This window comes from Plantactinospora sp. CNZ320 (assembly GCF_002846275.1).
Window position 1 is genome coordinate 4,439,112 of the sequence record NZ_PJMP01000001.1, and the last position, 25,377, is coordinate 4,464,488.

Genomic DNA, 25,377 nt, shown 5'->3' on the forward strand with positions numbered 1-25,377 from the left:
CTGAATGATCCCTGACTGGGGTTTCACGGCGTGTTTCTCGTCGCTGAGCACCCGATCGGGCGCGGAGCCGGATTTGTGACCCCGCCCACCCGGATCCGGTGCCGGAAACTCCGCCGATCCACCCGTACGGGCAGCAAGATGGTGATCGGTCGTCCCGGGTGCGGCGCACTGCCCGCCGGGCAGCAGCCCGAGGGGTGGCCGGCCCGGCCGGGCGGATCGAGACGAGAGGTGATCGACGTGACAGCACCGGAGAAGTCGACGATGAGGGCGGCCGTCTACCAGTGCACCGGCGATCCGTCCGTGCTCGAGGTGGTGGAGCGGCCCGTTCCGGAGCCGGGGCCGGGTGAGGTCCTGGTCCGGGTCGCCGTCTCCGGGGTGAACCCCACCGACTGGAAGTTCAGACAGGGCGACGGCTCCGGCACGCCGCCCCGGCACGGCTGGCAGATCCCCAACCAGGACGGGGCGGGGATCATCGAGTCGGTCGGTACCGGTGTCGACGCGAAGCTGACCGGCGAGCGGGTCTGGATCTGGGAGGCGGCCTGGCAGCGGCCGTGGGGCACGGCGGCGGAGTACACGGTGGTGCCGGCCCGGCAGGTGGTGCGGCTCGGTTCGGCCTCCTTCGACCTCGGTGGGGCGCTCGGCATTCCGTTCATGACCGCGCACCGCTGCCTGACGGTCGGCGAGACGATGCCGGACCACCTCGACGTCGGCGCGCTCACCGGGCGTACGGTGCTGGTCCAGGGCGGGGCGGGTGCGGTGGGCAATGCCGCCATCCAGCTCGCCCGGTGGGCCGACGCCACCGTGATCGCCACGGTCAGCAGCGCGGAGAAGGCCCAGCTCGCGGTCGCGGCCGGCGCCTCCTATGTGATCAACTACCGCGAAGAGGACGTGGTGGCCGAGATCCGGAAGATCACGCCGGACGGGGTGGACGCGATCGTCGAGGTCTCCGCCGCCCGCAACGCCGGGATCGACTGCCAGGTGATCGGCGCCAACGGCGCGGTCGCGGTGTACGCCGACGACGGTGGCGCCGAACTCACCCTGCCGGTCCGGCCGCTGATGGTGCCGAACGTCCGCTGGCAGTTCGTGCTGGTCTACACCCTGCCGGCGGTGGCCAAGGCGCAGGCCGTGACGGACGTCGCCGCCGCCGCGTCCTCCGGGGTGCTCCGGATCGGCGCCGAGGCGGGTCTGCCACTGCACTACTACCCGCTGGACGAGGTGGTCGAGGCGCACACCGCCGTGCAGAACTCGGCGGTGGGCAAGGTGCTGGTGGTGACCAGCGAGTCCTGATCACCACCGGTCCGGTCGGCATGGCGGGACGGGGTCAGCGGTTGATCGTGGGCGGACCGACGTACGACCAGGTGCGGCCGTCCGGGGAGAGCCATCCACCGGAGGAGTCCTGGTTGCCGGTCTGGGCGTACCCGCTGGGGATGGGTACCGCCGAGGCGCCCGGCCCGACCGGGACCTCCCGGAGCCGTTCACCCTGGTCGAGGCCCTGGAACATGACCGGGTTCTCGCCGGCCAGGATGCCGGCCTGGATCAGCAACACACCGTCGGGCCGGACCGCGGCGTGGATCATCCGGTCCCCGACCTGGGCCCGCGCGGCCGTACGCTGCCAGCTCCGCCCCTGGTCGACGCTGCGGTAGACCCGCAACCGGCCGTCGACCTGGCCGACCGCGTACGCGACCTTGTCGCCGATGGCCAGGGCAGCCGCGCCGAAGTTGCCGCCGGCCGAGATGTCCTCTGGCAGTACCGACTGCCGCCAACTGCGCCCACCGTCCCAGCTGGTGCTGATCGCGCTGCCGCTGAAAATGGCCACGTTCTCCGAGACGGTGCCGTTCTCCTCCTGCCGCGAGCCGATGGTCCGGTCGGTCCAGCCGCTCACCCACAACCCGGCCTCCACCGTCCGGCCCTCGAGCACCAGCGTGTGGTGCAGCGGCGCCTTCGTGGCCAACCGGACGACCTCGCCGGTCGCCGGGTCAGCCCCGACCAACGTGCGCCCCTCGAGGTCGGGGGTCCACTCCAACGGCCGGTACGTCTTGGGCAGGATGTCGACCTCGGTGACCTGGATCTTCCGCCAGCTGACCCCACCGTCGGTGCTGGCGATCGCGAACTGCTCGATCCGGTCGGAGTCGATCATCCCGTCGTTGCGCTTCGGCATGGTCTGCACCTCGGCCACAAGCGTCCGCGGCCCGACCACTCGCAGGTTGACCAGGCTGTTGTCCGGCACCGGCAGCGGGTACGACTTCCAGGTCGCGCCGCTGTCGGCGGTGGCGGCGAGCCGGATCGCGCAGTTGTCCTCCTGGCAGTCGCGGTACCGCAGGTAGAGGTGGCGCAGGTCGCCGGCGAGCATCCGGCCGCTGACCGTGCCGGGGGCCGGGGTACCGCCGCGCGCCGAGGCGCTCGGGTCCGGCGTCGGTACGAAGTCGGGGGTGCGGTCGAGCTGGACCGGCGGGCCGAGCGTGCCGATCCGGTCGGCGCCGCCGTCGTCCGACGGCAGGCCGCGCCAGACCAGGCCGGCACCGACGGCGACCACGGCGGCCAGGCCGGCGACCCCGGCCACCCGGGTACGCCGCCGTCGGCGCCGCGCCCGGCGTTCCACCTCGGCGAAGTGTGGCTTGAACGCGGCCTGGGCCGCCCGGCCGAGGCCGGTGAAGTCGAGTTCCGGCATGAGGATCCTCCGGTTTGAGTGTGTGACGTGAAGTCGGGAAGATCGGACTGGTCAGCGGCGGTTCGTCCGGACCGGGGCGTCACCGGTGGCCGCCCGGGGCGACTCGGCCAGTTGCCCGGCGAGCGCCTGCCGGCCGCGTACCAGTCGGGACTTGACGGCCTCCACCGAGCAGCCGAGCGTCGCGGCGACCTCGGCCACCGGCAGGTCGCCGATGTGATGAAGCACCACGGTCTCCCGGGTGGCCCGGGGCAGCCGTTGCAGCGCAGCGACCAGCGCCACGTGGTCGGGCGACAGTTCCGGGGCACCGGACTCGGCGCCGGTCAGCCGGCCGGACCGGAGCAGCCGGTCGAGCCGCAGCTGACGCCGGAAGCGACTCCGGGCCACGTTCAGCGCGACGGTACGCAGCCACGCCTCCGGGTTGTCGAGCTGGCGGAACCGGCCCGCCCGACTCAACGCCCGGGCGAACGCCTCCTGCACGGCGTCCTGCGCCTCGGCGTAGTCGGCCGTGACCGCGAAGAGCTGCGCCACCAGCCGGGCCGCCGAAGCCGCGTACACCTCTCGAATTGCCTGATGTTCGTCCACACCATCCCCTGCCACCGATCGGTTCACCCAGTACGACCTCTCGGCGGGCCGTGCGGTGACATTCGAATCGGCAGGGATCGAGCGGTCGGCGCCGCTACGGTACGAGGACGATCTTTCCGCGCAGGCGTCCGGCCTCCACCAACCGGTGCGCGTGGGCCGCCTCGGCCAGTGGCAGCGAGGCCGCGACCCGGGTCCGCAGCCGCCCCTTGGCCACCTCGGTCAGCAACTCTGCGAGCATCGGCTGGTCGAGCCGGACCAGCACCGTCTGCTGGCGCACGTCGCGCGGCGGGTCGAGCGGCGGGACCGGCCGGGTCGTCACCAGGACGCCGCCGTCGGCGACCGCCGATCCGGCCGCCGCCCCGACCGGCACCGCGTCGAAGACCGCCGGGACCCCGAGCCCGGCCAGGTCGGCGGAGCGGGGCAGCACCTCGGCGACGCCGAGGCCGCGTACCCACTCCTCGTCGTCGGAGCTGGCCACCGCGACCACCCGGTGCCCGGCCCGGGCCGCCAACTGGGCGGCGAAGCCGCCGACCCCGCCGCTGGCGCCGGTGATCAGCACCGTCGAGCCGGGAGCCAGCGACATCATCTCCAGCCCCTGCCGGGCGGTCAGCGCGTTGAGCCCCACCGTGGCCGCCTCCGCCGGGTCCAGTTCGTCGGGTACGGCGACCAGCCAGTCCGGTTCGGCGGCCAGAAACTCGGCGTACGCCCCGACCCCGCCCCGGGTCAGATACCAGGGCACCATTCCGGCCACCCGGCTGCCGAGGCGGTGTCCGGTGACTCCCTCCCCGACGGCCACCACGTCACCGGCGAAGTCCCAGCCGAGCAGGAACGGCGGCTCGACCGGGCCACCGGGAATCCGCCCGATCCTGGCGGCGAGGTCGGCGGGATGCACCGCCGTCGCGCGTACCCGCACGAGGATCTCGCCGGGGCCGGCCGTCGGATCCGGCCACTCGACCACCCGCAGCACACCGGGACCGCCCAGTGCCGTCACCGCCACCGCTCGCATCGCCCGTCCCTTCCCGCGTGGTCAACATCCTTCCCGCCGCAACATCGGCTTGGCAACGGGCCGACCGGACGGGGTACCCGGAGGCGAGCTACGAGGTCAGCTCGGAAGTTCGACCACGTCGAGGGTGCCGGCGGCGTAGTCGGCGCGTACCCGCTTCTTGTCGAACTTGCCCACCGAGGTCTTCGGTACGGCGTCGACAAAGGCCCACCGCTCCGGCAGCTGCCAGCCGGCCACCCGCTCGGCGAGGAAGTCCCGCAGTTCCGTCGCGTCCACCCCGGGGCCCTCCTGGCGTACCACTGTCGCGAGTGGACGCTCGTCCCAGCGCGGGTCCGGTACGCCGACCACGCACGCCTCCAGCACCGCCGGATGCGCCATCAGCGCGTTCTCCAACTCGACCGAGGAGATCCACTCGCCACCGGACTTGATCACGTCCTTGGCCCGGTCGGTGAGCGTGATGAAGCCGTCGGCGGAGAGCGTGCCGACGTCGCCGGTACGCAGCCAGCCGTCCCGGAACTTCTCCGCGTCCGGTGCGTCGTCACCGACGTACCTGGCGGTCACCCACGGGCCGCGGACCTCCAGCTCGTGGTGCCGGAGGTGTAGCAGAGGGCGGCGGCGTCCCGCTCGTCCAGCTCCGGCCAGTCGTACCGGTCCGGCCTGTCCCGCAGCAGCTCGTCCCACCGGTGTACGACGATCCGCCCGCCTCCGGCCACCAGCAGTGCGGCCGGGTCGCCGTCGCCGACCACCACCACGTGCTGCACAGTGGACATCTCGGGCAACGCCCTGGCCAGCACCGGGATCAGGGTCGAGTCGACCAGCACCACCCGGTCCTCGGCGTGGTTGGCGATGTAGGCCACCTGATCCGGAAAGAGGCGGATGTTGAGCGTGTGCAGCACCGCACCCATGCTCGGCACCGCGAAGTAGCCGACCAGGTGCTCGGCGTTGTTCCACATGAAGGTCGCCACCCGCTGGTCACCGGTGATCCCGAGGTCGTCGCGGAGCGCGTGCGCGAGCCGGGCTGCGGCGGCACCCACCTCGGCGTACGTCATCCGGCGCGAGCCGTCGCCCAGCCAGGTGGCCACCTCGGCGTCGCCGTGCACGGTGCTGCCGTGTTCGAGGATGCGGGAAATCAGCAGGGGTGCGTCCATCATCGTGCTACGCATGGACCACAACCTAGTGTCGCAGTTCACACCTCGACCACCCCTGGAAGGCGGGCCGATGAGCAGTATCCCGTGGGCCGATTCGTACCTCGGTCAGCTTCGCGCCCTCGCCGGTGACCGCGTACTGATGTTCGTCGGCGCCCGTGCCGTGGTACGCGACCCCTCCGGCCGGGTACTGCTGATCGAGCGCTCGGACAACGGTTACTGGGCGCTGCCGGCCGGCGCGATGGAACTCGGCGAGTCGATCGACCAGTGCGCGATCCGCGAGGTGTGGGAGGAGACCGGGCTGACCGCCACCGAGGTAACCCCGTTCGCCATGTACACCGGCCCGGAGCGCACCTTCACCAACATGTACGGCGACACGTACCAACTCTTCGTCGTCGCCTTCCGGGTCGACGCGTGGTCCGGCGAGTTGCTCACCAGCACCGACGAGACCACCGGCGCCGGCTTCTTCTCGGCCCGGACGCTGCCCTCGCCGGTCTCCAGCACGGTGCCGGAGACCCTGGACGACCTTGCCACGTTCGAGCGAACCGGCCAGGTCGTCCTGAAGTAGCCCGCGTCGACGCCGGGTCAGCGCTGGTCAGATCAGCGTCTGGGCGTTCGCCTCCATCTCGGTCGCGGCGTCGCCCTTCCGGTCCCGGGCCAGCCGCTCCCCGGAGCCGGGCGGCGGGCCGCCACGCAGTTCGCTGTTCGGCATCGCCAGGGTGACCGCCACGGCCAGCAGGGCGATCAGCCCGGCGACCAGGAAGACGGTGTGCAGCGCGCCGACGAACGACTCCTGGACGGCGGCCCGGATCGGATCCGGCAGCGCCAGGATCCGGGACGGCTCGTTGACCGAGAATTCCTTGGTGGCGCCGGCGAACTGCGCCCGCTGTTCGGGTGGAAGCTGGGCGATCGCCCCGGGCAGCCGGTCGGCCAGCCCGCCGGAGAGCCCGGCCGAGAGCACCGCACCGAGGATCGCCACCCCGAACGAGCCGCCGAGCGACCGGAAGAAGGTGGCGGCCGAGGTACCGGCGCCGAGGTCGCGCGTCTCGACCGCGTTCTGCACGGCGAGGACCAGCGACTGCATGCAGAGGCCCAGCCCGACACCGATGATCACCATGTAGATGAAGGCGTTCCAGAGCGGCGTGTCGACCTGCAACCGGGTGAAGAGCAGCATGCCGGCGACCAGCACGATCGCCCCGGCCACCGGAAACCACTTGTACCGGCCGATCCGGCTCATCGCGCGCCCGGAGAGCACCGAGGTGACGATCACCCCGGCCATCATCGGCAGCATCAGCAGGCCGCTGTCGGTCGGCGAGGCGCCCTTGACGATCTGGAGATAGAGCGGGATGAAGATGATCGACCCGAACATCACCAGACCGAGGATGAAGCCGGCGGCGTTGGCCAGCGCGAAGGTGGACCGCCGGAACAGCTTGAGTGGCAGGATCGGCTCGGCCACCCGGGCCTCCTGGACCAGGAAGAGTACGCCGAGCACCCCGCCGGCCACGAAGAGCCCGATGATCACCCCCGAGCCCCAGGCGTACTCGTTGCCGCCCCAGCTCAGCGCGAGCAGCAGTGAACTCACCGCTGCCACCAGCAGGCCGGCGCCGAGCCAGTCGATGGCGTGCTGCCGGCGCTGGAACGGGACCAGCCGCATCACCCGGTAGCAGACGATGATCGCCACCACCCCCAGTGGCACGTTCAGGAAGAAGATCCATCGCCAGTCGTGCTCGGCGAAGTAGCCACCGACCAGCGGGCCGGCCACCGACGAGACCCCGAAGACCGCACCGAAGAGACCCTGGTAGCGACCACGCTCCCGGGGCGAGACCACGTCGGAGATGATGGTGAAGGCGAGTGTCATCAGACCGCCCGCGCCGAGGCCCTGCACCCCACGGGTGATGATGAGCTGGGTCATGTCCTGCGCGAAGCCGGCGGCCAGCGAGCCGACCAGGAACGTACCGATGGAGAAGAGGAAGACCGGGCGGCGGCCGAGGAGATCGGCCATCTTGCCGTACAGCGGGGTGGAGGCGGTCGACGCCAGCAGGTACGCGGTGACCACCCAGGAGTAGTGGTTGATCCCGCCGAGTTCTCCGACGATTGTCGGCAGCGCCGTTCCGACGATGGTCTGATCCAGGGCGGCCAGCAGCATGCCGGTCATCAGACCGCTCATCAGCAGCAGGATCTGCCGATGGGTCAGGATCGGCCGCGCGTCCTCAGCGGTGGTCATAGTGCCTTCTCCCCCCGTTGGCACAGAAGATGCCTACCGCTGGTGCCGGCCTAGCCCTGCTTGGCAGAGGTGCCGAGCGGTTTCAGCTCCCCGGGCGACCGGCACACTCGGCAGCTCGGTAAACGGTTCGGCGCCGGCCGAGGGGCCAGCGCCGAACCGCGAGCAGGGGATGCGTCAGTGCCGGCCCTCGGCCAGTTCCTCCACGAGCTTGGCGCAGAACGCCGGCAGGTCGTCCGGCTTGCGGCTGGTCACCAGCCCGTTGTCGACGTGGCACTCCTCGTCGACCCAGTGCGCGCCCGCGTTCGACAGGTCGGTGCGCAGGCTCGGCCAGGAGGTGAGGGTGCGCCCCTTGACCACGTCCGCGTCGATCATCGTCCACGGCGCGTGGCAGATCGCCCCGACCGGCTTGCCGGCGTCGAAGAACGCCCGGACGAACCGGACGGCGTCCGGGTTCGCCCGCAGGGCGTCCGGGTTGGCGACCCCGCCCGGCAGCACCAGACCGTCGTAGCCGGCCGGGTCCGCCTCGGCCACGGTCGTGTCGACCTCGTACGTCCCGGACTTGTCCAGGTGGTTGAAGGCCTGGATCCGGCCGCCTTCCAGGGAGACCAGTTCGGCCCGGCCGCCGGCCGCTTCGACCGCCTCCCGGGGGCGGGTGTACTCGACCTCCTCCACCCCGTCGGTGGCCAGGAACGCGATGCGCTTGCCCTGCAATGTCGCGGTCATCTCGATTCTCCTTTCCGGGAAGAAGGTGATGTATGTGGCGAGAAACCGTTTGGTCAGGTCTCAACCAAAAGACGTTCCCGGTATGACAAATGCCAAACCCGCCGTACGGCGGTCACCGAGTCGCACGGGTACGGCAGGGAGCAGGTTTGCCCGGCCGGGCACCGGGGACCCGCGCCACATGGCGACAGACGCATCTGAACAGCGCCGGTTGGCCTCGGTGGTGGAGAGCTGGCTCGGCAGGGGCGTACTCGTGGTCGGCGACGCCATGCTCGACGAATGGCGGTTCGCCGAGTCGGACCGGCTGTGCCGGGAGGCCCCGGCACCGGTGTTGACCCTGCGTCGCCGGCTGACCGCTGCCGGTGGCGCGGCGAACACCGCCGTCAACCTCACCGCGCTGGGCGGCCGGGCGGCGCTGGTCGCCCCGGTCGGTGCCGACGTGGCAGGTGACGAACTGCACGACTGTCTGGACCGGGCCGGCGTCTGGGACCGGACCATCAGCCAGCCCGGCCGGCCGACCCCGGTGAAACGGCGACTGCTCGCCGCCGACCAGATCCTGCTCCGCGAGGACGAGGGTGACGCCGACGAGACGCTGCCCGAGGAGGGCGTACACCGGATGCTCAACGCGCTCGCCCGGGCGACCGAGGAGTTGCGGGCCGACCGGGACGGGCAGGCCCCGACCCTGGTGATCTGCGACTACGGACTCGGTGCCCTGCCCGAGGCGGTACGGGGTTGGCTGGTCCGGCACCGCGACTGCTTCGCCACGGTCGCCCTGGACGCGCACGACCTCGCCTACTGGCGTGGCCTCGCCCCGACCGTGGTGACCCCGAGCTTCGCCGAGGCGACCCGGCTGTTGAACGAGGCGGTCTCGCCCGGCCCGGCCAGTTCGACATCGGCGGTCGCCGGCACCCGGGTAAGCGTCGCCGAGGACGGCTCGACGTTCGCCACCGGTGGAAAGGACGCCCCCTCGCCGGTGACCGCCGGCGGAAGGGACGCCCCCCTGTCGGTGGCCAGCGCCGGCAAGGACGATCCCTCGACTGTGGCCAACAGTGGAAAGGGCGACCGCTCGACTGTGGCCAGGGGTGGAAGGGGCGCCGCCGAGGGCGGCGGTTCGCCGGTCGCCTCCGGCGGTGCCGAGGATGGCGGCCGGGAGGGTGACGGCTCGGCCATGCCGGAGGTCACGTCGCCGGGCGGCGGCGAGGTCGGCGGTCCGAGCGGCGGGGACGGTCTCACGGTCACGAGTGACGAGATCGGGGTCTCCGGCGACGACATCGTGGTGGCCGGCGACGAGACGTCGAGTGCCGCCGGTGGGCGTCCGGTCGCGGCCGGCGGCGTCAGCCGGGCGCTGGTCGCCCAGGCACGCCTCGCCGAACTGCGCGAACGCACCGGCGCCGACGTGGTGGCGGTGACCCTGGACGCCGAGGGCGCGGTGGTGGGCGGAGCCGACGGGCGGTCCCGGCGCAGCCACGCCACCCCGGTACCGGCGAGTTACGCCGTGGGCGCCGGTGACGCGTACCTGGCCGCGATGACACTGGCGCTGGCCGCCAACGCACCGCTGCCCACCGCCGCCCAGTTGGCCCAGCTCGCCGCCACCACCACCGTCTCGGACACCGGTACCTGCGTCTGTCTGCGCGAGGACCTGCTCGCCGCCCTGGGCGCGACCGACGAGGAACCGGTCGGGACCGTACTCGACCGGGAGGCCCTGGTCGAACTCGTACGGCGGCACCGGGCCGAGGGGCGGGTCGTCGTCTTCACCAACGGCTGCTTCGACGTGCTGCACCGGGGACACGTGCGCTATCTCGACCAGGCGCGCCAGCTCGGCGACCTGCTGGTGGTGGCGGTCAACTCGGACGACAGCGTACGGCGACTCAAGGGCACCGACCGGCCGGTGAACCCGGTGGAGGACCGGGTCGCACTGCTCGCCGCACTATCCTGTGTGGACCATGTGGTGGTCTTCGAGGAGGACTCGCCGGCCGGGCTGATCGAGGCGGTCCGCCCCGACGTCTACGTCAAGGGCGGTGACTACCCGCCGGACATGGTCCCGGAGGCGCCGCTGGTACGCCGGCTCGGCGGCCAGGTGCGCACCCTGGGTTACGTACCCGACCGGTCCACCTCGGCGGTGATCGACCGGATCCGCTCGCACGGCGACGACCGGCGGCAGGCGGCGGCTCGGTCCGAGGTCACCGCCGGTCCGGACCCGGGCGGGGCGGGCGACGCGCCGGACGGGAACCAGGCGGGCGTACCCGCCTCGGTGGAGACCCGGGACACGGCGCCCAGGTCGAGCCGCCCGGCGTGAGCGCGGCTGCACCTGGCGATTCCGGCGTGAACGCGGCTGCACCGGCCGATTCCGGCGACGCGGCGCCGAGGACGACCAACCGGCCGCTCGACCAGGGCAGTGCGGCCGAGTTCCGGGTGCCCCGGCTGCTGGACGTGCTGGTGCCGACCCGGAACCGCCCCGCCGAACTCGCCGTCACCCTGGCCGGACTGGCCGCCCAACGTCCCGCCGAGAGCGGCACACCGGACGGGTCGGACGGATTCGGTGTGGTGGTCAGCGACCAGTCCGACGGGGAACCGGGCTGGGCCGATCCGGCGGCGGCGGCGATGGTCCGGGTACTCCGGCACCGGGGACATCCGGTGCTGCTCACCCGGCGGCTGCCCCGGCGGGGACTGGCCGAACACCGCGGCTATCTGCTGGACGCCTCGGCCGCCCGGTACGTGCTCTTCCTCGACGACGACGTCTGGCTCGAACCCGGCACCGTCGACCGGCTGCTCACCGCGATCCGGGAACTCGGCTGCGGCTTCGTCGGCAACGCGGTGCACGGACTGTCCTATCTGGACGACGTACGGCCGCGGACGCATCGGCACTACGCCGAGTGGGACGGCCCGCCGAAGCCGGAACGGCTGCACCCCGGCACGCCGGAGTGGGACCGGGCGCAGATCCACTCGGCCGCGAACCTGCTGCACGTGACCGAGAACCGCCGGCTGCCGGCCGGGCAGTGGCGGGCGTACAAGGTCTCCTGGATCGGTGGCTGCGTGCTCTACGACCGGTCCCTCCTGTGCGCGGCGGGCGGCTTCGACTTCTGGACCCGACTCGACCCGGGGCACCAGGGCGAGGACGTGGCCGCCCAGCTCGCCGTGATGGCCCGGTACGCCGGAGCCGGCGTCCTGCCCAGCGGCGCGTACCACCTGGAGGCGCCGACAACAGTCACCGAGCGGACCATGGAAGCCTGGGAGGCGGTGCCCGGGCTCCTCGAGGAGCGGTCGGAATGACCTTGCAAACGTCCATGATGTACGTTGAGCAACCCGTCACCCGTGCCTGCCGGCCATCAGAAGGAGCAGGGGTTGCCCTCCGTCGACGAGCTCACCGCGGCCCAGGCCCACCGCCGGGCAACCATCCTGAGCGTGCTGGGGCAGGCGGGCTGGACCTCCGACAACGCGCTCTGGGACGCCGGGATCAGCAGCGACTGGGTCGCGGTCATGCGTCGCCGGTCCTTCGGCGCCCAGGCGAGCTGTGAGTACGTCATCACCGGCAACGGCGTCCTGCCGGAGTTCCTCCAACTCGTCTGGCACCACGACGACGGCCAGTTCACCGTCGCCGTCGACTTCCTCGGTCTCACCGCGAGGCGGGACGAAGCGGCCGGCGAGACCTCCGACAGGCTCGCCGAGGTGTTGGACATACTCCGGGACGGCCCCGAACAGGGGCACGCGGAGCGGCTCGCCCGGGTCCTGCCTGCCCTGGTCAGGATCTGCCCGGTCTTCGGCGTCGACGAGGCCAACGGGTTGATGCCGATCCGGCTCGACCAGGACGGCCGACTGGTGCTGCTGACCGGGGCGGACGCCGACGACGGAGCCGACCCGGGCAGCGTCTCCACATCCGACGACGACGCCCCGGACGAGGACGACGTCGAAATCTCCTACCTCGACGAGGTGACCGACCGGCTGTGGCGGGAGCTGTCCCGGACGGGCTGGCGGCGTAGCCCGGAAGAGGCCCAGATCTTCGACGTCCTGGAGGACTTCTATCTGGACGCCGGACCGGTGCGGCTCAGTGTCGGTCGGGTCAACCAGTCGGAGACCCGGGTCCGGTTGATCATCGACGACACCCAGATCCGGTTCCGGATCGACGGCCTGACCCGCCCGGAACACGCCGACCGGCTGATCGGCCTGCTCACGCACTGGCAGCAGGCGATCACCCCGGAGACGTGGCGGGACTTCATGGAGGCCCTGCTCGGCGCGTACCCCCAGGTGTTCGCGGAGAGCGACGAGCGCTGGCACCGGATCCGGCCGGGAAACCAGACCCGGGACATCGCCCTGGCCGCCGGCGTCGAGCAGCGTGCGGAGTCGCTCGCCCGGATCCTCGGCCCGGCGGGCTGGAGCCCGGCACCGGACCGGAAGGGGTGCGTGGCGAGCCGGCACGTCCGGAACGGATTCGGCGCCGTGCTCCGGTTGGACCACCGGATCGACCCACTGCCGGAGGCGTTGACCCTGACGGTGACGCTGCCCGACGATCCGGCCGGCGGGTCCGGCGCGGAGGCGGAGTTCGTCCTCGACGTGACGGAGCCGGCCCGGGTCGCCCCCCGGGACCGCATGACGGACGTACTGAACGTGCTCGCTACCTGGACGCGCCAGGTGAACGCCGAGACGTTCATGCGGTTCGTCGCCGCGCTCGACCTCTGCTGCGCGATGTACCAGCCGGGGGAAGACGAACTGGAGCCGGTCGTCTTCCCCATCGCGGACCTCGACGACGACATCACCATCCCGCTGCCCCGGGCGATCGAGACGATCGAAGGGCTGCTCAGCCAACCGGGCAACGACACCGCCGAACTGTGGTGGGAACGTGGCCTCGCCGCCCTCGCCGACGACCGGCGGGACCTGGCGGCACAGAGTTTCACCGCGGCGGTCCAGCGGGATCCGGCCCACGGGCCGGCGCACCTGCTTCGGGGTACGACCATCGGCATCGCCGACCCGGACGAGGCCGGGCGGGCGTTCCTGCGCTGCGGCGAACTGGGTTTCGCCAGCGGCCCGGCGTACGTCCAGTACGCGGAGGTGCTACACGCGACCGGCCGGAAGGAGCATGCGCTGGAGGTGTGCCGGTACGCCACCCGGACCCTGCCGGAGTACGGCCGGGGCTGGTACGTGCTGGCGCTGCTCGCCGTCAAGGAGGGGCGACACCAGGAGTCGATCGACGCCGCCACCGAGGCGGTCCGGTTGCTACCCGAGCACGCGAACGCCTTCTACACCCGGGCCTGCGGCTATGCCCTGACCGGTCGGCCGGAACCGGCGCTCGCCGACATCGCGAAGGCGTTGGAGCTGAACAGCTCGCTGCGGCCGCAGATCCGTGCCGACGACGACTTCGCCGCGCTGCGCGAGGACAAGCGCTTCGTCGACCTGGTCGACCCGTGGCCGGACTCGGACGACGACAAGCCGGGCATGCACCGGGGGATGGCCGAGGCGCTGCGCCGGGCCGGCTGGCGTCCCGACGAGTTCTCCATCTCGATCGGGCGCTTCAGTTCGCTTGAGTACCCCTGCCCGGCCGGGCGGCTCATCGTCGGGCAACACGACGACGAGGTGTACGTCAACCTGCGCCCCCGAGGCGACGGCGAGGACGCGGAGGGGTGGCTGTACGTCTCACCTGGCGAGCGGGCCACCTCGTTCGGCGAGCTGCTGGCCAGCTGGGGTGATCGACTGACCGGGGAGAACTTCCCGCGCTTCGCCGACCAGGTCCGGGAGCACTTTCCCGAGGTGACCTGGCACCGCGGCCACCCCTGACCGGGCCGGGTCTACCGCCCGCTCAGCTCGACCTGTCGCCGGGGCGGGTCAGGTCGGCCACCGCGGCCAGCACCTCCACCACCGGTACGTCGGTGACGAAGGAGACCCGGTGCGGGCAGGCCGGCCCGCCGTCCCGGGCCGGATAGAGTTCCCGGCTGCAGTCCTGGCCGCAGACCGGGCAGTTGAGGGTCCACGAGGCGATCGGCCGGTGCCGGGCGCGCAGCGGGACGGCACAGTTGATCAGGTTGCCGACCCAGAAGATGCCGACCGTCGGGGTGTCCAGTGCGGCGGCGACGTGCACCGGCCCGGTGTCGTTGGAGACCACCACCTCGCAGCCGGCGTAACAGCCGATCAGGCCGCCGAGGGAGAGCTCGCCGACCACCGAGCGGACCGGCAGCCGGGCCGCCGCCACCACCTGCGCGGCAAGGTCACGCTCGTCCGGGGTACCGGTCACCAGCACCTCGTACCCCTCGTCGGCCAGGTGGTCGGCCACCTCGGCGAAGCGCTCCGGCGGCCAGCGGCGACGCGGGTCGCTCGCACCGGGGTGCAGGGCGATCCGGGGACCTACCGGCTCACCCAGCACGCGGTGCGCCTCGGCCAGGTCCGCCTCGGTGGCGACGAGCCGGGGCACCAGGCTGGTCGGACTGGCGCCGACCAGGCCGGCGACCTCCAGGTAGCGGACCACCTCCGGCTGGTAGTAGACGTACCGCAGCCAGCGGTCCAGCGGCGGGGCGTCCTCGCTGCGCAGCCCGGCGGTCACCCGGGCACCGAGCGCGGCGACCAGCGGATTGGAGTTCGCCCCGCCACCGTGCATCTGGAGCGCGAGGTCGAAGCGCTCCCGGCGGGCGACGTCGAGGAACTGCGCCATCGACTCCGCCGACGGTTCCGGCTCGTCCGCCCCGGCAACCCGGATGCCGTGCGCGGGCGGCACCACGAGTACCCGGTCGACCGGGCCGGGCCGGTCCCGGAGCAGGCGCTCGTGCCACGGCGCGCCGATGAGCACCAGTTCGGCATCCGGATAACCGGCCCGCAGCGCGTCGAGCGCCGGTAACGCGAAAATGAAGTCGCCGAGCGCGTTGGCCCGGAGAACGGCGATCCGCTCGACGTCACCGACGAGGTCGCGCACCTTGCCGATCATCGGGTCCGGTTCCGCCGCCCGCTCAGCCCGTGAATCCGGTGGACGGGGTACCAGCGGCGGTGTCCGGGCGGTGCAGTTCCCGGTCAGCGGCCGGGTCCACCGTCTCGGGCCGGACGCCGGCTCCGGCCGTGCCCCCGGCGCGCTGGCCTCCGGTACCCCCGGCGCGCTGGCCCGGGTCGTGGCGCCGGCTGCCGATAGTGATGGTCCGCCGACCCGGCCGGGGTGCCTTCGACAGCGCGACCGTGAGCAGGCCGTGGTCCATCACGGCGTCGATCCGGTCCGGGTCGACAGGCGCCGGCAACTGCACCCGGTGCTCGAAGGCCCGGGTCTGCGATCCGCTGCCGGCCATCCCGTGATCGGCGTTGACCTCGGCCTCGGAACGGGCCCGGATGCACAGCTCGCGGTCGTCGAGTTCCAGCGCCACCTCCTCCGGAGCCACCCCGGGCAGCCGGGCCACCACAGTCCAGCCGTCGTCGTTCGGGGTCAGCTCGACGTCGGGCTGCCCACCCCGGCCGCCGACCAGCGCGGAGCCGACCAGCCGGCCGAGTTCCGCCCGGAGTGCCTGCAACTCACCGCGCGGATCCCAGCCCCGGTCCCCGCTGCCACGTCCTGGCTCATCCATGCCGCCGTGTTCCCTCCCGTCGCGTCCTGCCACTCGTCGAATCGACCCGCCCGGAATCCCCGTAGCGATCACCCCGGTCGGCCCGGTCGTCGCCCGCGCGGGTCACCGCTCCTCGGTTCGGTCCGCCGACGCGGCGGCGGTCGTCCGGGGGCGCAGCGAACTCGGCGCGTTCAGGTCGGCGTCCGGGTCAACCCCGACGCCGAGCCGGTCCACCAGTTCGCCACCGAACCAGGCGCCGAGTCCCGCACCGGCGACCGCCACCACCTCGATCGCGACCAGGGCACCGCCGGCCTCCCGGGTGTCGGCGGCCAGCCGTACCGCCCAGACGGCGGCGAAGAGCAGCAGTACGGCGAGGTTGGTCGCCGCGTGCGCCACCCCCACCCGCTTGGCCCGGGTACCGGACGGCACGGCCAGCAGGTCCACCGCGCCGGCCGCCGCCGCCAGTACCCCGCCGATCAGGCCGACCAGAATGTTCCAGTACGCCAGCTCACCGAGGAAGTCCGGGCCGCCGGCCACGTCGATGACGTCGAAGATCGTGGCGGAGACGAAGAGGGCGATCGGGAACATCACAAGCATCGGATGGACCGGGTGCCCAAGCACCTTGAATCGGCTCTCCATCATCGTCGCCTCCCAGGGCTCAGCGGATTCCGGCGCCGCAGCCGTCCTACCCGACGTCCTCGTCATGCTTCAGGTCGACGTCTCCGCATACTGCTGGCGCTGCTGTACCCGAATTGTCCGCCCTCTAACCCTCCGTGCCGGGGTGTTCCGCTATTTCGGGCCGAATGTCGGTACCGGCGGCCCTCGGAAAGCGGCCGGAGTCTCACCCCTACGAGATTCCTTCCGGTTGGGCCGCCGCACCGGCGTTCGCCTACGGATGCTTCACGGCATGGCGTCGTACGCCGCCGCCCGGGTCTTCTTTGTTTCGAGCTTGGCGCTGTCTGCGAGCTTCAGCCAGACGACTCCCGCGATGATCACAGCCAGCCAGAACGCCCGGGTGGGTGTGAGTGACTCGTCGAAGAAGACCGGACCGAGGACGGCCGCGCCGACGGCGCCAATGCCGGCCCAGACGGCGTAACCGATCCCGACATCGATGTTCCGCAGGGCGACGCTGAGGCAGAAGAGCGTCAGGAGGAAGAACACGACGGCGGAGATGGACCAGCTCAGCACGGTGAATCCTCTGCTGCCTCCAACGCTGAGCGCGTAGCCGACTTCGAAGGCTCCGGCCAGGAGCAGCACGAGCCAGGCTCCGGCCTTTGTGTTGTGCCTGGCAACTGTCGCGGTCATGGGTCAGTCCTTTCCGGATAACGAAGGGGCGGGGAAGAGCGGGTGGCTGGTGGTGGGGAGCCGGCTGGTCGTCACGCTGCCCCACTGAGTTGCAGCCCGACGACGCCAGCGATGACGATGAGGATGCCGAGGAGCTTCTTCCCGTTCAGGCGCTGTCCGAGGAAGAGCGCGCCGACAATGACGATTCCGACGCCGGCCACCGAGGTCCAGATCGCATAACCGACCCCCACGTCGAAGGTCAGGAGCGCCAAGCTGAGGAAGAAGGTCGCGATCGCGCCGCTGAGCAGAGTCGCCATGGTCCACCGCTGATGGGTGAAGCCCTTCGCCTTGCTTGCCGACAGGGCCACCGTGATCTCGAAGAGCACGGCGATGCCCAGGTAGAGCCAGCTCATGATTTTCCTTTCAGGTTCTTTGCCGAGGTAGCGGGGGTGCGCGTGCCGGCCTGTCCGAGAGAACGGAAGCGCTCGAACGGCTCCAGTGCCCGTGCGACCGGCAGGCGACGTACGACGAGGGGCATGGTTGAACGGTCGATCCGGAACGCGGGGTAGCTGCCGCGGTAGTCGAAGCCGTGCTCCGCGACGGTGTCGCTGTCGACGGCGACGTAGGCGCGCCCTACCCGGTGATCGAGGGCGAAGCGGTAGCAGAGACCGCACGGCTCGCCTGTCGCCAGCAGCCAGGTGCCCGTCAGGTCGTCGCCTCCGCGATCGCGCAGCGCGGCCCGCATGGCGACGATCTCGGCATGGGCGGTCGGGTCTCCCGTTTCCTGCACGAGATTGACACCTGGCGCCGACACGTAACCGTCATCGTCGATCAGCACACCCACGAACGGCAGGCCGCCGGCCTCGACATGCCGGATACTGAACTCCACGGCGTCCGCCATGAGCCGCGCCAGCGCGGCGTCGGTCGAATTCATGGCAGCAGCTCCCGACCGGCCGCAGCATCGACGGCTTCCTTCAGCCGATCCGCGTCCAGCACCCCGGAATAGAGTCGGCCGCCGATGCGGAAACTGGGGACAGCGGTCACGCCCACCGATTCGGCCGCGTACCGCTGATCGGCGAGGTGGCGGGCGCGCCGCTCGGTACTCGCCAGCGCACGTTCCACCTCGGCCCGGTCGAGGCCAACCGAGGTGGCGATCTCGACGATCACCTCGTCCTCGCCGATGTCGCGGTCGTGCTGGAAGAACGCCCGGAACACCGTCGACGAGTACTCCCGTGCGACGCCGTGTTCCTTTGCCAGCTGTAGGGCCAGGAACGCCTTGGCGGTACGCGGCTGCGGAGATACCGAGGGCAGGGCGATGTCCACGCCCAGCCGCCGCGCCATCGGGTAGACGGACGCGTTCCAGACTCGTGGCAGATAGTCGTCCTCCGGCCGCAACGTCGGCACCGGATCGGGTCGCAACTCGAACGGCTGGATGACGATCGTCACGTCACGTTCGCGCTGCAACTCCGCAACCGCGCCCTCGACCAGGAAGCAGTACGGGCACACGTAGTCCACGAACACCTCAACCGTGGTGTTCACCTGCACACCCTCCTCTCGGATCAATATACTGCATGTACATGCATATTTCGGCGTTGAAGATGGTCCTGCATCCCCACCAGCGGATGGTCACCGGGAGTGGACGAGGTCGCCGATCTCCCGCAGGGTCCGGGCAAGCCGGTTCGCGTCGGGCTCGGGGTAGCTCGCCGCCACCTCACCGAGGAGTTCGCCGACCCGTTCCTCGTAACGACCGCGCACCTGGCGGATCAGGGCCTCTCCCTGTTCGGTGATGACGGCGTAGACCCCGCGCCCGTCATTGGGGCAGAGGTCGCGCCGGGTCAGCCCCTTCGCCTCCAGACGACTCACCAGCCGCGTGGCGGAACTCTGGTTCAAGCCGACCCGCTGGGCGAGGTCGTTCACCCGCAGCTCGTTGTCGGGAGCCTGGGCGAGGTACTCCAGTGCCCGGTACTCCGTGAGCCCGACGCTGTAGCCATCCAGCAGCCACTTGCCCAGACCGGCGTCCACCGCCGACGCGAACGTGGCGACCTGGGACCAGGCCGCACTGAGCCTGCCGGCAGGTCCGGGCTCCGCCCCAGGTGTCTGCATGTGCATGCAGTTAAATTACCACGGTCCGCAGCCGTGACAAGCACGCTCGCCAGGCGAGGTAGAGGTGATCCCGACCACCCCGAAGGCCGACACGCACCGCCGGACCGGCGCGGAGTGGTCACCCGGTGGAGGTCGCCGGGAGGGTCAACCACGCTGGGAGCGTCGGCGTCGGATCACGGCGCGGATGACGGGAACGGCGGTGAGGACGGTCGTGAACGCTGAGATGGCGAGAATGACCCAGACCGCGTTCCGGTAGTAGTCCAGGTTCTTGAGCTCCTCGCCACCCCCGTGGCCCGTGGCGGAGACGGCGGCGACGATGGCGAGCACGATGGCCGCGCCGACCTGGTAACCGGTCTGCAGGATGCCGGCGGCAACGCCCTGTTCCTCGTCGGAGACCTCCGAGGTCGCGAGCACGTTCGCGGCGGGGAACGAGAACGGGAAGGCAATGCCGATCAGCACGACGCTGGGGAGGACGACCCACAGGTAGGACGTGGTCTCCCCGATGCGCAGGAACAACACGTAGGACAGCGTGTAGGCGACGAAGCCGAGGAAGATCATGCCGGGTACGCCGAACCTGCCGATCAGCGTCCCCGCCCGGGGCGCGATGGCCATGATGAGCAGGCCGACGGGGAGGAACGCCAGGCCCATCTGTAGCGGCGACCATCCGAGGAACGACTGGAGGTAGAGCCCGCCGATGAACTGGAAGCTCATGTAGGTGCCGAGGATGGAGGCCGCGACGAGGCTGGCCCCGACCAGTGACCCGACCCGCAGCAGCCCGAGCCGCAGCAGCGGTTCCGGTATCCGGAGTTCGATCATCACGAAGGCGACGAGCAGCGCCACGGCGGCGAGGAAGGCACCCGCCGTACGCGGGGCGAGGAGGCCGGACTCGGGCGCCTGCACGATGGCGAACACCAGCAGCAGCATCGCAGCGGTACTGGTCACCGCGCCCGCCACGTCGTACCGGCGGCCCCTGACCAACGCGGGGTCGGCCGGGACCAGCAGCAACGCGCCGACGAAGGCCGCCACCACTATCGGTACGGGCAGCAGGAACACCCACCGCCAGCCGAGTTCGGTGAGCAGACCACCGACGACGACTCCGGTCGAGTAGCCGACCGCCCCGCAGGCGGTGTAGATGCCCAGGGCCTTGTTGCGCTGCGCACCGGCGGGGAAAGAGGTGATGATGATCGACAGGGCTGCCGGCGCGGTGAAGGCGGCACCGACGCCCATCACGAAACGGCCGACGATGACCAACGTCCCACTGTCGGCCAGCCCGCCGAGCAGCGAGCCGACGGCGAACACCGCCACACCGACCAGGAAGACCCGGCGTCTGCCCACCAGGTCGGCGAGCCGGCCGCCGAGGAGCAGGAAGCCGCCGAAGCCCAGGACGTAGGCGCTGACGACCCACTGGAGGGTGGTGTTCGAGATGCCGAACTCCGCCTGGATGGGCGGGGTGGCGATGCCGATCATGATGTTGTCCAGCGCGTCCAGCATGAACGCGCCACACACCACGATGAGCATCGCCCAGACCCGGAAGCCCCAGGACGGAAGCTCCGGCCGGGCCGGCGGCGCGGTCTCGGCGTCGAGATCCGGGAGCGTCTCACTCGAACCTGGCATGCCACTTCCCCCTCGTCGATGCGCAGGCCGTGAGCGGCCGCACCCGGCCCTCGCCGGATCCCTGGTCGGCACGAAGCCGTCGGAGCTATTTTTATAGCGCTCGCTAAATAAAAGGCTAGCTTCGGCACCGTCTAGGGTCAAGAAGGGGCGACGGGAGGTGGGTTCGGTGGCGACACGGGGCAGGCCGCGTGCCTTCGACCGGGAACAGGGCCTGCGGCTGGCGATGCGGGCGTTCTGGGAGCGGGGGTACGAGGCGACCTCGGTCAACTTCCTGGCCACCCAGATGGGGATCAACCCGCCGAGCCTGTACGCCGCGTTCGGCGACAAGCAGACCCTGTTCCGTTCCGCAGTCGAGCTCTACGGCGAGACCGAGGGCTCGATCGCCCGACGCGCGTTGACCGGCGGCGGGACCGCACGGACGGTCGTGGAGACAATGCTGCGCGAGAGCGCCGACCGCTTCACCGACCCCAGCATGCCGGGCGGATGCATGGTCGTGCTGTCGGCGATCAACTGCACCGAGGCCAACGATCCCGTGCAGGAATTCGTCGCCGACCTCCGCCGCCGCGACGAGTCGGCGCTGCGGGACCGGTTCGCCCGAGCCGTGGCCTCGGGTGAGTTGGACGAGAAGGTCGACCCGGGGCTGCTGGCCGGCTACTACCACTCGGTGTTGTACGGACTCTCCATCCAGGCCCGCGACGGGGCGAGCCGGGAGCAGTTGCACGGCATCGTCGACATCGCGCTCGCCTCCTGGCCCGCCTGAGGGGGGCCTCCACCACACCGCTCTGGTTGACTTCAACCCAGCTTCAAGTTGAAGACTCGTTCATATGACGGATTCGGTCCTTGACGAAGCGTACGAACGGTTGCGTCATACCGGCCCGGAGCGGGACGGTTGGCTGTCCAACCACGCCCCGATGGCGGTGGAGGCAATGGTGCATCACGGTCACCATCGGGCCGTTCATCGATGGATCGACGCCTACGCGGACGAACTGGAAGAGCGACCTCGGGGTATCGAGACCATCGCACGGGATGAGTGGCGTGACCCGCTCGGCGATCCGGTTCGTACGGGCGACTGGCTGAACTACTTCGACCGTGAACTGGCCGGTGAACCCTGGCGGGACGTGTTGATCCGGTGGTGGCCGCGCCTCCTGCCTGGCATCGCCGCAGGCGCGACCCACGGGGTGATCCGGGTCGGCCACGCGATACGCGCGCTACTCGACGAGGAAACCGAACCGCGCGTCGCCGAACTTGGTCAAGGGCTGGCATATTGGGCTGCCCGGTGGCAACCACTCGCACCGCCCGGTGCCGGGCCGTACTCCTCGACCGACGCCCGGGCCGCGCTCGACGCGGTACCTCGCGTACCCGACCAGCGGTTCGGCATCCGGGCCCGCCTCGCTCAACTGGCAGACCTGACCCGGTGGCCGGAAACAGCCGGCGCAGTACCCGGCAGCAACAGTGACGACGTGCCCACCCGGCTCGCGGCCATCGTCGATGCCGCAGTCTTCCGGCACGGCACACACGGGTACGCCCGCCCTGTCATGCTCGTGCATGCTGCGACCGCGCCGAACGCAGTCCTTCGTGCCCTGCCGGCTCTACCGCCAACGCTCTGGAAGTCGAGCCTCGACGCGGCCTGGGCGGCAACAGCCGCGGTTACCGCCGCCTACGCCCCGGCCGACGGACAGCCCACCCCGCACGCCGACACCCGCCAGAGCCTTGACGAGATCATGCTGCGTGCAGCGAACATCCCTGAGGCGCACGCAATCAAGTTCGTCGACAGCGTGAGCGATACCTACGCCCGGTCCGGAGATCCGACCTTGCCTGCCATCGCCGCCCAATCCATCGAGCAGATCGCCGCGCTCTGACCCTCTCCTGCCTCTCGCCCGCGCCAGGTACGAACAGTGGATTCCCTCGTCGGGGCGGCTGGCAGCGCTTCTGAACTGGAGGTGACCGTCGCCGGCGTCCGTGCCGGAGGGTCGTCCGCCCGGCCTCGCCGGTCCCCGGGCCGTGTCAGCGTCGGACAGTGAGGTGGAAGCGGGGCGCCCGCTGTCGACTCGGTCGCTGACGGTCCTCGTGGGCGCCCCGACCCGACGTCGGCGGAGCCGGCGCCCGTCAACGGGCCCGGTGCGGCGGAGCCAGGGGCCGCCCTACGCCTGCTCGACCAGCTTCTGCAGCAGCTGGCGGAGGGAATCCTGCTGGTCGGTGGTGAGGCGGGTCAGCGGGGACGCGTCGTGCAGGCGCCGGAGCACGTTGGCCCGGACCCGGTGGCCGTCGGGCGTCAGCACGATCTGCTTGGCCCGTCGGTCCGTGGGGTGCGGTTGACGCTGGACGAGGCCCTGCTGCTCCAGCCGGTCGAGGACGAAGGTCGCGTTCGACGGCTCGCAGGACATCCGGGAGGCGAGCGTCCGCGCGGTGATCGGCTCGGACAGCTCGCGGAGCGCGACGACCTGAGACGCAGTGATGCCCACCGCGTCGGCAACGCGGCGCACATGGACGTCGAGCCGGTGCGCGAACTCGTGGACGAGCTTGCACACGTCCCGGTCGATCTGGGTGTCCACCTGCCCATCCAGATGCGCTGCCATGCCCCAAGTCTAGCGCGCCTACTTCGAGCTATTATAGTTCTAGTTCGTATTATTCGAACTAGACTCGTAGGAGCGCCTCGTGCCGCTGCCTGTCTTCGCCCTCATGCTGGTCGTCTTCAGTCTCACGACTGGCGAGTTCGTGATCGCTGGCATCCTGCCGGACGTGGCCGCTGACCTCTCGGTGTCGATCGCCGCAGCCGGGCTGCTGATCACGGCGTACGCCGTCGGCATGATCGTCGGTGGACCCGTGGTCACCGTGCTGACCGCCCGGACTGCCAGAAAGCGGCTGATCATGGCGCTCGTGGCCGTCTCGGTGCTCGGCAACCTGGGGTCCACACTGGCCCCGAACTACGGGGTTCTCCTGGCTGCGCGCTTCGTCGCCGGCTCGGTCGTCGCCACGTTCTTCGCCGTGGCGATCGCCACCACGGTCTCCATGGCGGAGCCGGGCAAGGCGGCGTCCACGATCGCCAAGGTGGCCCTGGGGATGAATCTCGGCATCATTCTCGGCACCCCGGTAGGGACCGTCATCGGTCAGAACTTCGGCTGGCGGTCGACCTTCGCCGCGGTGGCGGCGGTGAGCATCGTCGCCGCTCTGCTGGTCCTCCGGTTCCTCCCCGCGCAGCCGGCCACCGCCACCGGGTCGATCCTCGGCGAACTCCGGGTGTTGGCCAACCGCAACGTGCAACTCGCCATCGCCCTCACCGCGATGGGCAACGTCGGGCTGATCACCGTCTTCAGCTACGTCGCGCCGCTGCTCACCGACGTCAGCGGGTTCGCGGCCGGCACCATCCCCGCGCTGCTCCTGGTCTACGGCGCCGGGGCGGTTGTCGGAAACTTTGTGGGCGGGTGGCTGTCGGACAAGGCCCTGATGCCGTCGCTCATCGGTCTGCTCGCTGCCCTTGCCGGCACGCTGGCGCTGTCCTGGTTCGTCAGCGGGGTCCAGCCGGTGATGATGGTTCTCCTCTTCCTTCTCGGCGCGCTGGGCTTCGCCATCATCCCCGGCATGCAGACGCGGGTGCTCTCCACCGCCACCGTGGCGCCGACACTCGCGGTGGCAGTCAACGCCTCCGGGTTCCAGGTCGCCGCCGCGTTCGCCGGTTGGCTCGGTGGAAGGGTGATCGACAGCCAGCTCGGGCTCTCGTCGATCTACCTGGTCGGCGCGGCGCTCACCGTGGCCGGACTGGGCATCGCCCTCTACTCCTACCGACGGGATCGGGAGCCCGCCCTCAGCACGGTGTGATCCGGCTCCCGGTAGACGGCACCGTACGTCGATCCCGTCCGCAGTACGCGACGGAGGCAGCGCAGCCGGCCGTGCGTCGAAGAAGCCCCACAAGTCAGGCGGCCAACGGGCCTGGACGCCGAGGTCACGGACCCGCACCGAGCGCGTAGCCCTGCACGCCAGCGGCGCCCCACCAGCCGACATGTCGAACGTGGTCGCCGACAGACGTTTTGGGGGGCGGGGACTGATTCAAAAATCATATAGATAAACATGCGGCCCTGACCGGCATTTCTGCTGGTCAGGACCCCTCTCTGAGCCGCCTGACGGAATCGAACCGTCGACCTACGCATTACGAGATCAAATTTCCAGCTCCGGCGACCTGGGCGCGTGGGGGTCTAGCAGCGGGAACGCCTCTCGACATCTCGCACCACTCCCCCGCCGTCCGTCGACCTCTTGCGGACTGGATGCGGACCGCTCACCTCGGCTCGTGGCGGGGGGCGGGTCGCGGTGTCCCATATTCAGTCCCGGGATCACTCCGGGGACCTACCAGTGCCCGCCCCCCGTAGCCGCGCTGTCCCACATGGGGTTGCTCTGACCGGCCAACTGCGGCGCACCGTAGCAGGCCGGTACGACGATGATCCCGTGGTGCATCGCCAGCTAGGCATCGAACCTTCAGATTGGAAGAGCGTGCTCAACCGGTCGTGATGCCCGAAACGCCTGCCGCAGGCGGTCCG

At 70.8% G+C, this 25,377-nt stretch carries 23 protein-coding genes and 1 pseudogene; 8 read left to right on the top strand and 16 right to left on the bottom strand.

From position 1 onward, the window contains the following. The first annotated feature begins 261 nt into the window (after positions 1 to 261). Positions 262 to 1,287 carry an NADPH:quinone reductase gene (locus tag CLT71_RS19690; RefSeq protein WP_101371608.1) on the top strand — a complete coding sequence of 342 codons (1,026 nt, stop codon included), beginning with the start codon at positions 262 to 264 and terminating at the stop codon, positions 1,285 to 1,287. A gap of 34 nt (positions 1,288 to 1,321) precedes the next feature. Here CLT71_RS19690 and CLT71_RS19695 read toward each other — a convergent pair whose 3' ends face one another. The 4 genes and pseudogenes from CLT71_RS19695 to CLT71_RS19710 form a co-directional block, all read right to left on the bottom strand. Further along, the gene (locus CLT71_RS19695) at positions 1,322 to 2,668 is read right to left on the bottom strand and encodes a hypothetical protein (protein ID WP_101368399.1); all 1,347 of its coding nucleotides are present in this window, start codon (positions 2,666 to 2,668) and stop codon (positions 1,322 to 1,324) included. 51 nt (positions 2,669 to 2,719) lie between these two features. Beyond that, positions 2,720 to 3,223, bottom strand: coding sequence for an RNA polymerase sigma factor (locus CLT71_RS19700; RefSeq protein WP_486483354.1), 504 nt, complete (start codon positions 3,221 to 3,223; stop codon positions 2,720 to 2,722). A gap of 121 nt (positions 3,224 to 3,344) precedes the next feature. Further along, entirely contained in the window at positions 3,345 to 4,256 is a 912-nt protein-coding gene (locus CLT71_RS19705; protein WP_101368401.1) for an NADP-dependent oxidoreductase, read from the bottom strand. A 96-nt stretch (positions 4,257 to 4,352) separates the two neighbouring features. Beyond that, positions 4,353 to 5,416, bottom strand: a pseudogene (locus CLT71_RS19710) (AMP-binding protein). A gap of 55 nt (positions 5,417 to 5,471) precedes the next feature. Between CLT71_RS19710 and CLT71_RS19715 the strand changes: the two are divergent. Next, entirely contained in the window at positions 5,472 to 5,966 is a 495-nt protein-coding gene (locus CLT71_RS19715; protein WP_486483355.1) for an NUDIX hydrolase, read from the top strand. A gap of 27 nt (positions 5,967 to 5,993) precedes the next feature. Here the strand turns inward: CLT71_RS19715 and CLT71_RS19720 are convergent, their stop codons facing one another. Continuing rightward, a complete protein-coding gene (locus tag CLT71_RS19720) occupies positions 5,994 to 7,622 on the bottom strand; it encodes an MDR family MFS transporter (protein ID WP_101368402.1) in 1,629 nt (542 codons plus the stop codon). A gap of 174 nt (positions 7,623 to 7,796) precedes the next feature. Beyond that, on the bottom strand, positions 7,797 to 8,345 hold the full coding sequence (locus CLT71_RS19725) for a type 1 glutamine amidotransferase domain-containing protein (protein WP_101368403.1): 549 nt from the start codon (positions 8,343 to 8,345) through the stop codon (positions 7,797 to 7,799). Positions 8,346 to 8,523: 178 nt separating this feature from the next. On the opposite strand from CLT71_RS19725, the gene rfaE2 reads away from it, so the two are divergent. From rfaE2 to CLT71_RS19740, 3 genes are all read left to right on the top strand, one after another. After that, complete coding sequence (gene rfaE2 / locus CLT71_RS19730; RefSeq protein WP_101368404.1) at positions 8,524 to 10,638, top strand: D-glycero-beta-D-manno-heptose 1-phosphate adenylyltransferase; 2,115 nt, start codon at positions 8,524 to 8,526, stop codon at positions 10,636 to 10,638. A gap of 26 nt (positions 10,639 to 10,664) precedes the next feature. Next, positions 10,665 to 11,612: a glycosyltransferase family A protein gene (locus CLT71_RS19735; protein ID WP_101368405.1), complete on the top strand. Its 948-nt coding sequence runs from the start codon at positions 10,665 to 10,667 to the stop codon at positions 11,610 to 11,612. A 72-nt stretch (positions 11,613 to 11,684) separates the two neighbouring features. Then, positions 11,685 to 14,108, top strand: coding sequence for a tetratricopeptide repeat protein (locus tag CLT71_RS19740; protein WP_143743514.1), 2,424 nt, complete (start codon positions 11,685 to 11,687; stop codon positions 14,106 to 14,108). A gap of 22 nt (positions 14,109 to 14,130) precedes the next feature. Here CLT71_RS19740 and CLT71_RS19745 read toward each other — a convergent pair whose 3' ends face one another. The 9 genes from CLT71_RS19745 to CLT71_RS19785 form a co-directional block, all read right to left on the bottom strand. Continuing rightward, entirely contained in the window at positions 14,131 to 15,246 is a 1,116-nt protein-coding gene (locus tag CLT71_RS19745; RefSeq protein WP_101368407.1) for a glycosyltransferase family 9 protein, read from the bottom strand. Positions 15,247 to 15,268: 22 nt separating this feature from the next. Continuing rightward, complete coding sequence (locus CLT71_RS19750; protein ID WP_101368408.1) at positions 15,269 to 15,868, bottom strand: Hsp20/alpha crystallin family protein; 600 nt, start codon at positions 15,866 to 15,868, stop codon at positions 15,269 to 15,271. A gap of 102 nt (positions 15,869 to 15,970) precedes the next feature. Next, positions 15,971 to 16,486: a DUF2231 domain-containing protein gene (locus CLT71_RS19755; RefSeq protein ID WP_101368409.1), complete on the bottom strand. Its 516-nt coding sequence runs from the start codon at positions 16,484 to 16,486 to the stop codon at positions 15,971 to 15,973. Between the two features lie 261 nt (positions 16,487 to 16,747). Next, a complete protein-coding gene (locus CLT71_RS19760; RefSeq protein ID WP_101368410.1) occupies positions 16,748 to 17,152 on the bottom strand; it encodes a DMT family transporter in 405 nt (134 codons plus the stop codon). A gap of 71 nt (positions 17,153 to 17,223) precedes the next feature. Continuing rightward, entirely contained in the window at positions 17,224 to 17,544 is a 321-nt protein-coding gene (locus CLT71_RS19765; protein ID WP_101368411.1) for an SMR family transporter, read from the bottom strand. Continuing rightward, positions 17,541 to 18,065 carry a nucleoside deaminase gene (locus tag CLT71_RS19770; RefSeq protein ID WP_101368412.1) on the bottom strand — a complete coding sequence of 175 codons (525 nt, stop codon included), beginning with the start codon at positions 18,063 to 18,065 and terminating at the stop codon, positions 17,541 to 17,543. The genes CLT71_RS19765 and CLT71_RS19770 overlap by 4 nt, the downstream gene beginning before the upstream one ends. Next, the gene (locus tag CLT71_RS19775; protein ID WP_486483356.1) at positions 18,062 to 18,670 is read right to left on the bottom strand and encodes a DsbA family oxidoreductase; all 609 of its coding nucleotides are present in this window, start codon (positions 18,668 to 18,670) and stop codon (positions 18,062 to 18,064) included. The genes CLT71_RS19770 and CLT71_RS19775 overlap by 4 nt, the downstream gene beginning before the upstream one ends. Positions 18,671 to 18,757: 87 nt before the next feature. Beyond that, on the bottom strand, positions 18,758 to 19,240 hold the full coding sequence (locus CLT71_RS19780; RefSeq protein WP_199187656.1) for a MarR family transcriptional regulator: 483 nt from the start codon (positions 19,238 to 19,240) through the stop codon (positions 18,758 to 18,760). A 138-nt stretch (positions 19,241 to 19,378) separates the two neighbouring features. Continuing rightward, positions 19,379 to 20,848, bottom strand: a complete 1,470-nt coding sequence (locus CLT71_RS19785; RefSeq protein ID WP_101368413.1) for an MFS transporter — start codon at positions 20,846 to 20,848, stop codon at positions 19,379 to 19,381. A 166-nt stretch (positions 20,849 to 21,014) separates the two neighbouring features. Here CLT71_RS19785 and CLT71_RS19790 point away from each other — a divergent pair, with 166 nt between their 5' ends. After that, on the top strand, positions 21,015 to 21,608 hold the full coding sequence (locus CLT71_RS19790; protein ID WP_101371612.1) for a TetR/AcrR family transcriptional regulator: 594 nt from the start codon (positions 21,015 to 21,017) through the stop codon (positions 21,606 to 21,608). A gap of 64 nt (positions 21,609 to 21,672) precedes the next feature. Next, entirely contained in the window at positions 21,673 to 22,707 is a 1,035-nt protein-coding gene (locus tag CLT71_RS19795) for a questin oxidase family protein (RefSeq protein ID WP_101368414.1), read from the top strand. 282 nt (positions 22,708 to 22,989) lie between these two features. Here CLT71_RS19795 and CLT71_RS19800 read toward each other — a convergent pair whose 3' ends face one another. Beyond that, positions 22,990 to 23,424, bottom strand: coding sequence for a MarR family transcriptional regulator (locus tag CLT71_RS19800; RefSeq protein WP_101368415.1), 435 nt, complete (start codon positions 23,422 to 23,424; stop codon positions 22,990 to 22,992). Positions 23,425 to 23,503: 79 nt separating this feature from the next. Between CLT71_RS19800 and CLT71_RS19805 the strand changes: the two genes are divergently transcribed. Further along, complete coding sequence (locus CLT71_RS19805) at positions 23,504 to 24,664, top strand: MFS transporter (protein ID WP_199187657.1); 1,161 nt, start codon at positions 23,504 to 23,506, stop codon at positions 24,662 to 24,664. The last annotated feature ends 713 nt before the right edge of the window (positions 24,665 to 25,377 follow it).

Bases quoted from the DNA above. Each gene is read 5' to 3' on its own strand.
- CLT71_RS19690 (WP_101371608.1), top strand. From the start codon at position 262: ATGAGGGCGGCCGTCTACCAGTGCACCGGCGATCCGTCCGTGCTCGAG.
- CLT71_RS19695 (WP_101368399.1), bottom strand. From the start codon at position 2,668: ATGCCGGAACTCGACTTCACCGGCCTCGGCCGGGCGGCCCAGGCCGCG.
- CLT71_RS19705 (WP_101368401.1), bottom strand. From the start codon at position 4,256: ATGCGAGCGGTGGCGGTGACGGCACTGGGCGGTCCCGGTGTGCTGCGG.
- CLT71_RS19715 (WP_486483355.1), top strand. From the start codon at position 5,472: ATGAGCAGTATCCCGTGGGCCGATTCGTACCTCGGTCAGCTTCGCGCC.
- CLT71_RS19720 (WP_101368402.1), bottom strand. From the start codon at position 7,622: ATGACCACCGCTGAGGACGCGCGGCCGATCCTGACCCATCGGCAGATC.
- CLT71_RS19725 (WP_101368403.1), bottom strand. From the start codon at position 8,345: ATGACCGCGACATTGCAGGGCAAGCGCATCGCGTTCCTGGCCACCGAC.
- rfaE2 (WP_101368404.1), top strand. From the start codon at position 8,524: ATGGCGACAGACGCATCTGAACAGCGCCGGTTGGCCTCGGTGGTGGAG.
- CLT71_RS19745 (WP_101368407.1), bottom strand. From the start codon at position 15,246: ATGATCGGCAAGGTGCGCGACCTCGTCGGTGACGTCGAGCGGATCGCC.
- CLT71_RS19750 (WP_101368408.1), bottom strand. From the start codon at position 15,868: ATGGATGAGCCAGGACGTGGCAGCGGGGACCGGGGCTGGGATCCGCGC.
- CLT71_RS19755 (WP_101368409.1), bottom strand. From the start codon at position 16,486: ATGGAGAGCCGATTCAAGGTGCTTGGGCACCCGGTCCATCCGATGCTT.
- CLT71_RS19760 (WP_101368410.1), bottom strand. From the start codon at position 17,152: ATGACCGCGACAGTTGCCAGGCACAACACAAAGGCCGGAGCCTGGCTC.
- CLT71_RS19765 (WP_101368411.1), bottom strand. From the start codon at position 17,544: ATGAGCTGGCTCTACCTGGGCATCGCCGTGCTCTTCGAGATCACGGTG.
- CLT71_RS19770 (WP_101368412.1), bottom strand. From the start codon at position 18,065: ATGAATTCGACCGACGCCGCGCTGGCGCGGCTCATGGCGGACGCCGTG.
- CLT71_RS19780 (WP_199187656.1), bottom strand. From the start codon at position 19,240: ATGCACATGCAGACACCTGGGGCGGAGCCCGGACCTGCCGGCAGGCTC.
- CLT71_RS19785 (WP_101368413.1), bottom strand. From the start codon at position 20,848: ATGCCAGGTTCGAGTGAGACGCTCCCGGATCTCGACGCCGAGACCGCG.
- CLT71_RS19795 (WP_101368414.1), top strand. From the start codon at position 21,673: ATGACGGATTCGGTCCTTGACGAAGCGTACGAACGGTTGCGTCATACC.
- CLT71_RS19800 (WP_101368415.1), bottom strand. From the start codon at position 23,424: ATGGCAGCGCATCTGGATGGGCAGGTGGACACCCAGATCGACCGGGAC.